10 protein-coding genes are annotated in these 12,345 nt (G+C 61.2%); all 10 read right to left on the reverse strand.

Annotated elements, in window-relative coordinates; translation table 11 throughout:
• Nucleotides 1-7: 7 nt before the first annotated feature.
• Nucleotides 8-1,540 (reverse strand): NADH-quinone oxidoreductase subunit M, encoded by a 1,533-nt coding sequence (gene nuoM / locus QMK51_RS10420; protein ID WP_320393974.1) that lies wholly within the window; start codon nt 1,538-1,540, stop codon nt 8-10.
• A gap of 39 nt (nt 1,541-1,579) precedes the next feature.
• On the reverse strand, nt 1,580-3,433 hold the full coding sequence (gene nuoL / locus QMK51_RS10425; protein WP_320393975.1) for an NADH-quinone oxidoreductase subunit L: 1,854 nt from the start codon (nt 3,431-3,433) through the stop codon (nt 1,580-1,582).
• Nucleotides 3,430-3,738 (reverse strand): NADH-quinone oxidoreductase subunit NuoK, encoded by a 309-nt coding sequence (gene nuoK, locus QMK51_RS10430; protein ID WP_007940879.1) that lies wholly within the window; start codon nt 3,736-3,738, stop codon nt 3,430-3,432. Before nuoK ends, nuoL begins: the two co-directional genes overlap by 4 nt.
• 2 nt (nt 3,739-3,740) lie before the next feature.
• Nucleotides 3,741-4,244 carry an NADH-quinone oxidoreductase subunit J gene (nuoJ, locus tag QMK51_RS10435; protein ID WP_258700030.1) on the reverse strand — a complete coding sequence of 168 codons (504 nt, stop codon included), beginning with the start codon at nt 4,242-4,244 and terminating at the stop codon, nt 3,741-3,743.
• A gap of 9 nt (nt 4,245-4,253) precedes the next feature.
• Complete coding sequence (gene nuoI / locus QMK51_RS10440; protein ID WP_218570730.1) at nt 4,254-4,799, reverse strand: NADH-quinone oxidoreductase subunit NuoI; 546 nt, start codon at nt 4,797-4,799, stop codon at nt 4,254-4,256.
• A gap of 12 nt (nt 4,800-4,811) precedes the next feature.
• Nucleotides 4,812-5,819: an NADH-quinone oxidoreductase subunit NuoH gene (gene nuoH, locus QMK51_RS10445; protein ID WP_008146046.1), complete on the reverse strand. Its 1,008-nt coding sequence runs from the start codon at nt 5,817-5,819 to the stop codon at nt 4,812-4,814.
• The gene (nuoG, locus tag QMK51_RS10450; RefSeq protein ID WP_320393976.1) at nt 5,816-8,530 is read right to left on the reverse strand and encodes an NADH-quinone oxidoreductase subunit NuoG; all 2,715 of its coding nucleotides are present in this window, start codon (nt 8,528-8,530) and stop codon (nt 5,816-5,818) included. Before nuoG ends, nuoH begins: the two co-directional genes overlap by 4 nt.
• Nucleotides 8,531-8,668: 138 nt before the next feature.
• On the reverse strand, nt 8,669-10,024 hold the full coding sequence (gene nuoF, locus QMK51_RS10455) for an NADH-quinone oxidoreductase subunit NuoF (RefSeq protein WP_320393977.1): 1,356 nt from the start codon (nt 10,022-10,024) through the stop codon (nt 8,669-8,671).
• On the reverse strand, nt 10,021-10,518 hold the full coding sequence (gene nuoE / locus QMK51_RS10460; RefSeq protein WP_007970445.1) for an NADH-quinone oxidoreductase subunit NuoE: 498 nt from the start codon (nt 10,516-10,518) through the stop codon (nt 10,021-10,023). The genes nuoF and nuoE overlap by 4 nt, the downstream gene beginning before the upstream one ends.
• A 2-nt stretch (nt 10,519-10,520) precedes the next feature.
• Nucleotides 10,521-12,305 carry an NADH-quinone oxidoreductase subunit C/D gene (gene nuoC / locus QMK51_RS10465; protein WP_320393978.1) on the reverse strand — a complete coding sequence of 595 codons (1,785 nt, stop codon included), beginning with the start codon at nt 12,303-12,305 and terminating at the stop codon, nt 10,521-10,523.
• Nucleotides 12,306-12,345 lie beyond the last annotated feature (40 nt).

The following is a 12,345-nucleotide window of genomic DNA, read 5'->3' on the forward strand; positions in this document are numbered from 1 at the left end:
AGCGCTCTTACCGGGCCGAAGCGAGTTGAGTGAAGGCGGTGCCGAGCCACTGCTGCACGCCATGCATCGTCGCGGCAGAGGTATCGAGGAACGGTTGCGGGTACACGCCGATGTAGAGCAGCAGCGCCGCAAGCCCAACCACCATGATCAGTTCGCGACCGTCCATGCCATGCAACACCGCGTCCGATTTGGACGGGCCGAAGTAGGCACGGTGGATCATGATCAGCGAGTAGACCGAACCGAACACCAGGCCGGACGTGGCGATCACGGTGACCCATGGCGCGCTGGCGAAGGTGCCGATCAGGATCAGGAATTCACCGACAAAGTTACCGGTCGCCGGCAAGCCCAGCGACGCCGCCGCGAAGAACAGGCTGAGGGCCGGCAGGTAGGCAATCTTCGACCACAGGCCACCCATTTCACGCATATCGCGGGTGTGGGTGCGCTCGTACAGCTGACCGGAGAGGATAAAGAGTGCCGCGGCCGACAGACCGTGAGCCAGCATCTGCATGACCGCGCCCTGCAGCGCCAGTTGGCTGCCGGAGTAAATGCCGATCAGCACGAAGCCCATGTGGGAAACGGACGAGAAGGCAATCAGACGCTTGATGTCGGTTTGCGCGAAGGCCAGGAACGCACCGTAGAAGATCCCGATCAGACCCAGGGTCATGGCGAACGGCGCGAACTCGGCCGAGGCATTCGGGAACAGCGGCAGGGCGAAACGCAGCAGGCCATACGCGGCGGTCTTCAGCAAGATACCGGCCAGGTCCACGGAACCCGCGGTCGGTGCCTGGGCGTGAGCGTCAGGCAACCAGGAGTGGAACGGCACCACCGGCAGCTTGACCGCGAAGGCGATGAAGAAGCCGAGCATCAGGATGTACTCGGTGGTCATCGACATCTTGGTTTTCAACAGGTCGGCGTAGTTGAACGTGATCACGCCAGTGCTGTTGAAGTTGACCAGGACCAGACCCAGGATCGCCACCAACATGATCAGGCCGGAAGCCTGAGTGAAGATGAAGAACTTGGTCGCCGCGTAGATCCGGGTTTTCTTGCCGTCCGAAGAACTGTGACCCCAGAGCGCGATGAGGAAGTACATCGGCACCAGCATCATTTCCCAGAAGAAGAAGAACATGAACAGGTCGAGGGCGAGGAACACGCCGACGACACCGCCCAGGATCCACATCAGGTTCAAGTGGAAGAAGCCCACGTGACGCTGGATCTCTTTCCACGAGCAGAGTACCGAGAGGACACCCAGCAGACCGGTCAGCATGATCATCAACAGCGACAGGCCGTCGAGGGCCAGGTGCACGTTGATGCCGAAGCGCTGGATCCAGACGTGCTTGAACTCAAGCGCCCAGGTCGGGTCGGCGCCAGGCGCCGGAGCAAATGAATAATTACCGTTGGCCCACAGCCAGAGGCCGAGGGAGAGCAACAGGGACATGGTGATCAGCGCAATCCAGCGGGGGAGGGTGGCGCCGAAGCGCTCACCCATCCAGCACAGCAGGCCGCCGATGAAGGGGATCAGGATTAGCCAGGGCAAAATCATGACGGGCTCGTTTCCTTTCGCAAGTTCGCAAGGTTCATATCAGACCGCTACCAGCACGACGGCGCCGATTACCAGCACGGCACCAGCAGCCATCGAGGCGGCATACCAACGCAGTTGACCGGTCTCGGTGCGGCTCAGGGCGGTGTGACCGCCTTTGGCCATACGCGGGATCAGACCGATGGTCTGGTCGAGCGGGTCTTTGCGCAGAATGTGGCTGATCGCAAGGTATGGCTTGACGAACAGTTTGTCGTAGATCCAGTCGAAGCCCCAAGCAGCGAACCACCAGGCCGAAAGGAAGCGGCCGACGCCGCTGTTGGCGATGGCCGTGACGAAGCGACGCTTGCCGAGGAACAGCAGCGCGGCCAGCAGGATACCGGACAGGGCGATGGCGCCCGACGCGATTTCCAGACTGTGCTTGGCTTCACCGCCGGCATGGCCGACGCTTTCCGGCAGTACACCGTGCAGCGGCGGAACGATCATCGCGCCGACGAACGTCGACAGTACGATCAGCACCGACAGTGGCAACCAGTGAGCGATACCGTGACCGGCGTGTGCTTCGGTCTTCGCTTCACCGTGGAACGTGATGAAGATCAGGCGGAAGGTGTACAGCGAGGTCATGAACGCGCCGACCAGACCTGCATAAAGCAGACCCTGGTTGCCGCTGGCGAACGCTTCCCAGAGGATTTCATCCTTGGAGTAGAAGCCCGCGGTCACCAGAGGCAAGGCCGCCAGGGCCGCGCCGCCGACGATGAAGCTGGCATACGCCAGTGGCAGTTTCTTCCACAGACCGCCCATCTTGAAGATGTTCTGCTCGTGATGGCAGGCAACGATCACCGCGCCGGACGCAAGGAACAGCAGTGCCTTGAAGAAGGCGTGGGTCATCAGGTGGAAGATCGCGCCATCCCAGGCACCTACGCCCAGCGCCAGGAACATGTAGCCGATCTGGCTCATGGTCGAATAGGCGAGGATACGTTTGATGTCGGTCTGCACCAGTGCGGCAAAACCTGCCAGCACCAGCGTCACGCCGCCCACAACACCCACCAGGTGCAGGATATCCGGCGCCAACGCAAACAGGCCGTGGGTACGGGCGATCAGGTAGACACCGGCGGTCACCATGGTCGCGGCGTGGATCAGTGCCGAAACCGGAGTCGGGCCGGCCATCGCATCCGCCAGCCAGGTTTGCAGCGGCAGTTGCGCGGATTTACCGACAGCGCCGCCCAGCAGCATCAGGGTCGCCAGAACGATCCAGAAGTCGCCGGCCTTGAAGTGCTCAGGCGCCTTGATCAGCAGTTCCTGAATGTTCAGCGTGCCCAACTGTTGGAACAGGATGAACAGGCCGATGGCCATGAACACGTCGCCGACGCGGGTCACGATGAAGGCTTTGAGTGCCGCGTTACCGTTGTTGCGGTTGCTGTAGTAGAAACCGATCAACAGGTATGAACACAGGCCCACGCCTTCCCAGCCGAAGTACACGAACAGCAGGTTATCGGCCAGGACCAGGAACAGCATGCTGGCGATAAACAGGTTGGTGTAGGCGAAGAAGCGCGAGTAACCGGCTTCACCGCGCATGTACCAGGACGCGAACAGGTGGATCAGGAAGCCCACGCCCACGACCACGCCGAGCATGGTCACGGACAGGCCGTCCAGGTAGAGGGTGAAGGTCGGCGTAAAGCCTTCCACCGCCATCCATTGCCACAGCATCTGGGTGTAGTGACCACCCTCGGGTGGCGCAACGTTGAACTGCCAGATCACATAGGCCGCGACGATCGCCGACAGGCCAATGGAACCGACGCCGATCAGCGCCGAGAGGTTTTCCGAGAGGCGTCCCCGGGAGAACGCCAGCAGCACAAAACCGATCAGGGGGAACAGGAAAGTCAGATAGAGAAGGTTCATCCGCGCATCTCGCTGGCAGCGTCGATATCGAGAGTGTGGAAGCGGCGATACAGCTGCAACAGAATCGCCAGGCCGATACTGGCCTCGGCGGCTGCCAGGCTGATCACCAGGATGAACATGATCTGTCCATCCGGCTGCGCCCAGCGGCTACCGGCAACGATGAACGCCAGTGCGGAGGCATTCATCATGACCTCCAGGCTCATCAGCACGAAGAGAATGTTGCGCCGGACCATCAGGCCGACCAGACCGAGGCAGAACAGGATGCCGGCGACCGCCAGACCATGCTCCAAAGGGATAGCAGGCATCGTCATTGCTCCTTGGCTTCGTTGCGGCCCAAGTGGAATGCCGTGACGGCTGCGGCGAGCAGCAGCATCGAGGCGAGTTCGACCACCAGCAGGTAAGGACCGAACAGGCTGATGCCCACGGCCTTGGCGTCTACGGTGGTGTGGCCGAGGGCCTGACCGCTGGAGTGGTTGAACAGCACATACAGCAGTTCAGCCAGCAGCAGGGCGCCGAGTGCGACCGGGCCCAGCCAGATACCGGGCTTGAGCCAGACGCGCTCTTGCTGAACCGAGGCCGGGCCCAGGTTCAGCATCATCACCACGAACACGAACAGCACCATGATGGCGCCAGCGTAGGCGATCACTTCCAGTACACCGGCAAACGGTGCGCCAAGGGCGAAGAACGTCATGGCCACGGCGATCAGCGAAATGATCAGGTAGAGCAGGGCGTGCACGGGGTTGGTGTTGGTGATCACGCGAAGCGTGGACACAACAGCGATACCCGATGCGAAATAGAAAGCGAATTCCATCTTTCTTCCTTAAGGCAGCAAGCTCTTCACGTTGATCGGTTCGGCTTCATTCTGCGCGGAGCCTTTCGGCTTCCCGGCAATCGCCATACCTGCAACACGATAGAAGTTGTAATCAGGGTTTTTGCCGGGGCCGGAGATCAGCAGATCTTCTTTCTCGTAAACCAGGTCCTGACGTTTGAACTCGGCCATTTCGAAATCCGGTGTCAGCTGGATCGCGGTGGTCGGGCAGGCTTCCTCGCAGAGGCCACAGAAAATGCAGCGCGAGAAGTTGATGCGGAAAAATTCCGGGTACCAGCGACCGTCTTCTGTTTCGGCTTTCTGCAGCGAGATGCAACCCACCGGGCACGCCACGGCGCACAGGTTGCAGGCTACACAACGCTCTTCGCCGTCGGGGTCGCGGGTCAGGACGATACGGCCACGGAAGCGCGGCGGCAGGTACACGGCTTCTTCCGGGTACTGCAGCGTGTCGCGCTTGCGGAAGGCGTGGCCGAAAATCATCACCAGGCTGCGAAGCTGGGTGAAGAAGCCATGCACGATGTCAAAAATGTACTTCATGATTCTCTATCCTCACTGAGCCGCGACGGCGGGCGTGTTGAGCAACACGATCGCAGCGGTCACCAGCATGTTGACGAGGGTCAGCGGCAGGCAGAACTTCCAGCTGAAGTCCATCACTTGGTCATACCGTGGGCGCGGAATCGAGGCGCGCAGCAGGATGAAGAACATGATGAAGAACGCGGTTTTCAGTGCGAACCAGATGAACGGGATCTGCGGCAGAATGCCGAACGGACCGTGCCAGCCACCGAAGAACAAGGTCACCAGCAGCGCCGAAATCAACACGATGCCGATGTACTCGCCGACGAAGAACATGCCCCATTTCATACCGGCGTATTCAATGTGGTAACCGTCGGCCAGTTCCTGTTCCGCTTCCGGCTGGTCGAACGGGTGACGGTGAGTCACGGCAACGCCAGCGATGAAGAAGGTCAGGAAGCCGAAGATCTGCGGAATGACGAACCACAGGTTCTGCGCCTGGTACTCAACGATGTCGCGCATGTTGAATGAGCCGACCTGGATCACGATGCCCATCAGCGACAGGCCCATGAACACTTCGTACGACACGGTTTGTGCCGAGGCCCGCAAGCTGCCCAACAGGGCGAACTTGTTGTTACTCGACCAGCCGGCGAACAGCACCGCGTAGACCGACAGGCCGGCCATGGCGAAGAAGAACAGGATGCCGATGTTGATATCCGCCACACCCCAGGTCGGGGTGATCGGGATGATTGCGAAGGCAATCAGCAAGGCGCTCATGGCCACGACCGGCGCCAACGTGAAGATCACTTTGTCGGCGAACGGCGGGGTCCAGTCTTCCTTGAAGAACATCTTGATCATGTCGGCCGCAATCTGGAACGCGCCGAACGGGCCGACGCGGTTCGGACCGTAACGGTCCTGCCAGAGGGCGAGCAGACGACGCTCGACCCAGCTCAGCAGCGCGCCGCAGACCACTACGGCGAGCAGAATCACGATGGCCTTGAGGACCGCGATGATCACGTCAATCACTTCAGGCGTGAACCAGGTCATTGAGCTGCCTCCTGCAGACCGTCAACGGATTTGCCAAAGATCGCCGGCGGAATGCCGGCGATACCGGCCGGCAATGCGACCAGACCGGCACCCAGCTCTTCGTTGATGCGCAGCGGCAGACGCAGGGTCTGGCCGGCCACGTTCAGGCTCAGCAGGGCACCGTCATTGACGCCCAGGCGATCGGCTTCGGACTTGGCCAGCGACACGTAGGCGGCTGGAATGCGTTCTTGAACCGGTGCGGCTTTGGAAGAGTTCTCTTCGCTGCCGAACAGGTGGAAGAACGGCACGACCTGCCAGGTGCCCGGAGCCGGGTTGAACGCACGCGGAACACTGGCGAACCAGTTCAGCGAATCACCGGTGCTTTCGATCAGGCGAGTGCCCGGGTCGCCCGCGCGGATGTGACCACCGACTTCGTCCTGGAACTTGTTCCAGGCTTGCGGCGAGTTCCAGCCCGGAGACCAGGCGAATGGCACTTGCTGACGCGGTTCGACCGAGCCCGAGTAACCTTCCATGGAGAACGAGAACGCGGTGTCGTTGTCTTGGGAAGTACGCGGTTCATGCACGCTGATGTCGGCGCGCATGGCGGTACGACCGGAGTAACGCAGCGGTTCACGCGCCAGTTTCAGGCCTTTGATGCGGAACGCGGCGGACGGTGCGGCATCGACGATACGCGCCAGTTGCGGTTTGCTCGCAGCAACGGCAGCGGTGACGTGGTCCAGTTGGGTCCAGTCGATCGGCTGGTTCAGCAAGGTCGAACGCAGGGCATGCAGCCAACGCCAGCCTTCGTGAACCAGGATGCTTGCGTCGAGGTAAGTCGGGTCGAAGACCTGGAAGAAGCGCTGGGCGCGGCCTTCCTGGCTGACCAGCGTACCGTCGCCTTCAGCGAAGCTGGCCGCTGGCAACACCAGGTGCGCGCGATCGCTGGTGGCGGTTTTCTGATGGTCCGCCACGATCACCACTTTGGCGGCGTTCAGGGCCGCATCGACACGGGCTTTGTCGGTGCGGGTGTACAGATCGTTTTCCAGCACGACGATGGCGTCAGCTTTACCGTCGATCACCGCTTGCAGCGCAGCGTCTACCGACTCGCCACCGAGCATGGCCAGGCCGAGGCTGTTGGCCTCTGGTACGATCAGGCTGATGGAGCCGTTCTTCTCGCGCAGCTTCAGGGCTTTTGCAATGTTTGCAGCAGCCTCAATCAATGCCTTGGAACCCAGCGAGGTGCCGGCAATGATCAGCGGACGCTTGGCAGCGAGCAGGGCGTCGGCAATGCGCTTGGCCAGTTCGAGGGCTTCGGCATCCAGGCCTTCAACCGCAGGAGCGCTGGCGTCGAGGGCGTGAGCCACGGCGAAACCGATGCGGGCCAGGTCGTCTGGCGCTGCGTGAACGCATTCTTCAGCGATGTCGTCGAGCTTGGTTTCAGCCAGGCTGGCGATGAACAGCGGGTTCAGTTCGTGCTGGCCGATGTTCTTCACCGCAGCATCGAGCCACGGCTGAACGCGCATGGCGTCGGCCATGTCTTCGGCCTTGCCCTTGACCGATTGACGCAGGGCCAGGGCCATGCGCGCAGCGGTCTGGGTCAGGTCTTCGCCGAGGACGAAAATCGCATCGTGGTCTTCGATGTCGCGCATGTTCGGGATCGGCAGCGGGCTGTCTTTGAGCACCTGCACCACCAGACGAATGCGCTCAAGTTCAGCGGCTTCGATGCCGGAGTAGAAGTGCTCGGCGCCGACCAGTTCCAGCAACGCGTAGTTGCTTTCGAGGCTGGCGCGCGGCGAACCGATACCGACGATGTTGCGACCGCGCAGCAGGTCAGCGGCTTTATCCAGTGCTTCGTCGAGGCCCAGCTTGGCGCCGCCCGCCAGCAGTGGCTGACGCGGGCGGTCTTCGCGGTTGACATAGCCATAGCCGAAACGGCCACGGTCGCACAGGAAGTACTGGTTCACCGAACCGTTGAAACGGTTTTCGATGCGACGCAGTTCGCCGTAACGCTCGCCCGGGGAAATGTTGCAACCGCTGGAGCAGCCATGGCAGATGCTCGGCGAGAACTGCATGTCCCACTTGCGGTTGTAGCGCTCGGAGTGAGTCTTGTCGGTGAACACACCGGTCGGGCAGACCTCGGTGAGGTTGCCGGAGAACTCGCTTTCGAGGGTGCCGTCTTCAACGCGACCGAAGTACACGTTGTCGTGGGCGCCGAATACGCCGAGGTCGGTGCCTCCGGCGTAATCTTTATAGAAGCGCACGCAACGATAGCAGGCGATGCAGCGGTTCATTTCGTGGGAAATGAACGGGCCCAGTTGCTGGTTCTGGTGAGTACGCTTGGTGAAGCGATAACGGCGCTCGTTGTGGCCGGTCATCACGGTCATGTCTTGCAGGTGGCAGTGACCGCCTTCCTCACAGACCGGGCAGTCGTGCGGGTGGTTGGTCATCAGCCATTCAACAACACTGGCGCGGAAGGCCTTGGATTCTTCATCTTCGATGGAGATCCAGGTGCCATCGGTTGCAGGGGTCATGCAGGACATGACGATGCGACCACGGGTGTCGTTTTCGTCGGTGTACTGCTTGACCGCGCACTGGCGGCAAGCGCCAACGCTGCCAAGGGCTGGGTGCCAGCAGAAATAAGGGATATCGAGGCCTAGCGACAGACATGCCTGTAACAGGTTGTCTGCCCCATCGACTTCGAGCTCTTTGCCGTCTACGTGGATAGTGGCCATGGTTCAAAGTTCTTCGTTGGCCCGGTGTCAGCGGGCGTGGCTAATGGAATCTTGTTATCCGTCCGAATCCAAACAGCCTCGAAAGGCGTCATCGGACGAAAAGGCGAAGGGCACGGACCCTTCGCCTTTTTTAAGCGTTTACGCGCCGACTACGATCGGCTTTGCCAGAGGCGGGACGACGGCGCTGGTGGGCGCGATGCCGGCTTCGAACTCTGGACGGAAGTATTTGATGGCGCTGCCCAACGGCTCCACGGCACCCGGTGCGTGAGCACAGAAGGTCTTGCCCGGGCCGAGGAAGCCGACCAGACCCAGCAGGGTCTCGATATCGCCGGCTTGCCCGTCACCGTTCTCGATGGCGCGCAGCAGCTTGACGCTCCACGGCAGACCGTCACGGCACGGGGTGCAGAAACCGCACGACTCACGGGCGAAGAACTCTTCCATGTTGCGCAGCAAGGACACCATGTTGACGCTGTCGTCCACCGCCATGGCCAGGCCGGTACCCATACGGGTGCCTACTTTGGCGATGCCGCCGGCATACATTTGTGCGTCCAGGTGTTCCGGCAGCAGGAAACCGGTACCGGCGCCGCCTGGCTGCCAGCACTTGAGCTTGTAACCGTCGCGCATGCCGCCAGCGTAGTCTTCGAACAACTCACGACCGGTGACGCCGAACGGCAGTTCCCACAGGCCCGGGTTCTTGACCTTGCCGGAGAAGCCCATGAGCTTGGTGCCCATGTCTTCACTGCCTTCACGGGCCAACGATTTGTACCAGTCCACGCCGTCGGCAATGATTGCCGGCACGTTGCACAGGGTTTCAACGTTGTTCACGCAGGTCGGCTTGCCCCACACGCCAACAGCGGCAGGGAAGGGCGGCTTGGAGCGCGGGTTGGCGCGGCGGCCTTCGAGGGAGTTGATCAGTGCGGTTTCTTCACCGCAGATGTAACGCCCGGCGCCAGTGTGGACGAACAGCTCGAAATCGAAACCGCTGCCCAGGATGTTCTTGCCCAAAAGGCCTGCTGCCTTGGCTTCTTCCACGGCACGGTTGAGGTGCTTGGCGGCGGTGGTGTACTCGCCACGCAGGAAGATGTAGCCACGGTAGGTTTTCAGCGCGCGAGCACTGATCAGCATGCCTTCGATCAGCAGATGGGGCAGTTGCTCCATCAGCATGCGGTCTTTCCAGGTGTTCGGTTCCATCTCGTCCGCATTGCACAGCAGGTAGCGGATGTTGATGGATTCGTCCTTGGGCATCAGGCCCCACTTCACGCCCGTGGGGAAGCCTGCACCGCCACGGCCCTTGAGGCCGGAGTCTTTCACGGTCTGGACGATGTCGTCCTGAGCCATGTCGGCGAAGGCCTTGCGCGCAGCGGCGTAACCGTTCTTGGCCTGGTACTCGTCGAGCCATACGGCTTCGCCGTCGTCACGCAGACGCCAGGTGAGCGGGTGAGTCTCGGCCGAACGCTTGATGCGGTTGGCAGGGCCGAAGGAAGTCAGGGTCATACGTAGCCCTCGAGCAATTTGGCAACGCCGGCAGGCTGCACATCACCGAACGTGTCGTCGTCGATCATCAGCGCCGGCGCCTTGTCGCAGTTGCCGAGGCAGCAGACCGGCAGCAGGGTGAAACGACCGTCGGCGGTGGTCTGACCCAGGCCGATGCCCAGCTTGCTCTGGATTTCGCTGACCACGGATTCGTGACCACCGATGTAGCAGACCATGCTGTCGCAAACGCGAATGATGTGACGGCCCACTGGCTGACGGAAGATCTGGCTATAGAACGTCGCCACCCCTTCAACGTCGCTGGCCGGGATGCCGAGGATTTCGCCGATGGCGTAGAGCGCGCCGTCAGGCACCCAGCCACGTTCCTTCTGGACGATCTTCAGGGCTTCGATCGACGCCGCGCGCGGGTCTTCGTAGTGATGCAGCTCGTGCTCGATGGCCGAGCGCTCGGTTTCGCTCAGGGCGAAACGGTCTGTCTGGATAAGCGTGCTGTTCATGCTTAGCGGTCCACGTCGGCCATAACGAAATCGATACTACCCAGGTACGCGATCAAGTCCGCGACCATGCTGCCTTTGATCACCGAAGGGATCTGCTGCAGGTGCGGGAAGCTTGGGGTGCGAATCCGGGTGCGGTAGCTCATGGTGCCGCCATCGCTCGTCAGGTAATAACTGTTGATGCCCTTGGTCGCTTCGATCATCTGGAAGGATTCGTTGGCCGGCATGACCGGGCCCCACGAAACTTGCAGGAAGTGTGTGATCAGGGTCTCGATGTGTTGCAGGGTGCGCTCTTTCGGCGGCGGCGTGGTCAGCGGGTGATCCGCCTTGTACGGGCCTTCCGGCATGTTGCGCATGCACTGCTCGATGATCTTGATGCTCTGGCGCATTTCTTCGACGCGCACGATGCAACGGTCGTAGGCATCGCCATTGGCCGCCAGCGGGACTTCGAATTCGAAGTTCTCGTAGCCGGAGTAGGGGCGAGCTTTACGCAGGTCGAAATCGCAACCGGTCGAACGCAGACCGGCACCGGTAACGCCCCATTCCAGGGCTTCCTTGGTGTTGTAGGCGGCGACGCCGATGGTGCGACCACGCAGGATGCTGTTGTCCAGTGCGGCTTTCTGGTATTCGTCCAGACGCTTTGGCATCCACTCGACGAAATCCTTGACCAGTTTTTCCCAGCCGCGTGGCAGGTCGTGGGCGACGCCACCGATGCGGTACCAGGCCGGGTGCAGACGGAAACCGGTGATGGCTTCGATCACCGTGTACGCCTTCTGACGGTCGGTGAAGGTGAAGAATACCGGGGTCATGGCGCCGACGTCCTGGATATAAGTCCCCAGGAACAGCAGGTGGCTGGTGATCCGGAAGAACTCGGCCATCATGATGCGGATGACGTCGACCTTTTCGGGCACCTTGATGCCGGCCAGCTTCTCGACCGAGAGCACGTACGGCAGGTTGTTCATCACGCCGCCGAGGTAGTCGATACGGTCGGTGTACGGAATGAAGCTGTGCCAGGACTGACGCTCGGCCATCTTCTCGGCACCACGGTGGTGGTAACCGACGTCCGGCACGCAGTCGACGATTTCTTCGCCGTCCAGCTGCAGAATGATACGGAACGCACCGTGGGCCGAAGGGTGGTTCGGACCCAGGTTGAGGAACATGTAGTCCTCGTTCGGCCCGGAACGTTTCATGCCCCAGTCTTCAGGCTTGAAGCGCGCGGCTTCCTCCTCAAGCTGTTGCTTGGCCAGGGTCAGGCTGAACGGGTCGAACTCGGTGGCGCGGGCCGGGAAGTCCTTGCGCAACGGGTGACCTTCCCAGGTCGGCGGCATCATGATGCGGGTCAGGTGCGGGTGACCGGCAAAGTGGATGCCGTACATGTCCCACACTTCACGCTCGTACCAGTTGGCGTTCGGCCAGATGCTGGTGACGCTCGGCAGGTTGAGGTCGCTCTCGGACAAGGCGACCTTGATCATTACGTCACTATTACGTTCGATCGACATCAAGTGATAGAACACAGTGAAGTCGGCGCCGCTTGGCAGCCCTTGACGCTTGGTGCGCAGACGCTCGTCCACGCCGTGCAGGTCATAGAGCATGACGTACGGCTTGGGCAGGTTGCGCAGGAAGGTCAGGACTTCGACGAGTTTGGCGCGGGCAACCCAAAGCACCGGCATGCCGGTGCGGGTCGGCTGGGCGGTGAACGCCTCGGGGCCAAAACGGTTGTTCAGTTCGACGACCACATCCTGGTCGTCTGCCTTATAAGGCGGGATGTACAGAGCACTGCCTGTAGTCATGGTTATTTATCGCTTTCGGTCAACGTAAAGAATGAAGCCA

The sequence above is a fragment of the Pseudomonas sp. P9_31 genome (assembly GCF_034008235.1).
GTDB lineage: Bacteria > Pseudomonadota > Gammaproteobacteria > Pseudomonadales > Pseudomonadaceae > Aquipseudomonas.

Coding starts and splice junctions, on each gene's coding strand:
- nuoM (WP_320393974.1), bottom strand. CDS start 1,540: ATGATTTTGCCCTGGCTAATCCTGATCCCCTTCATCGGCGGCCTGCTG.
- nuoL (WP_320393975.1), bottom strand. CDS start 3,433: ATGAACCTTCTCTATCTGACTTTCCTGTTCCCCCTGATCGGTTTTGTG.
- nuoK (WP_007940879.1), bottom strand. CDS start 3,738: ATGCCTGCTATCCCTTTGGAGCATGGTCTGGCGGTCGCCGGCATCCTG.
- nuoJ (WP_258700030.1), bottom strand. CDS start 4,244: ATGGAATTCGCTTTCTATTTCGCATCGGGTATCGCTGTTGTGTCCACG.
- nuoI (WP_218570730.1), bottom strand. CDS start 4,799: ATGAAGTACATTTTTGACATCGTGCATGGCTTCTTCACCCAGCTTCGC.
- nuoH (WP_008146046.1), bottom strand. CDS start 5,819: ATGACCTGGTTCACGCCTGAAGTGATTGACGTGATCATCGCGGTCCTC.
- nuoG (WP_320393976.1), bottom strand. CDS start 8,530: ATGGCCACTATCCACGTAGACGGCAAAGAGCTCGAAGTCGATGGGGCA.
- nuoF (WP_320393977.1), bottom strand. CDS start 10,024: ATGACCCTGACTTCCTTCGGCCCTGCCAACCGCATCAAGCGTTCGGCC.
- nuoE (WP_007970445.1), bottom strand. CDS start 10,518: ATGAACAGCACGCTTATCCAGACAGACCGTTTCGCCCTGAGCGAAACC.
- nuoC (WP_320393978.1), bottom strand. CDS start 12,305: ATGACTACAGGCAGTGCTCTGTACATCCCGCCTTATAAGGCAGACGAC.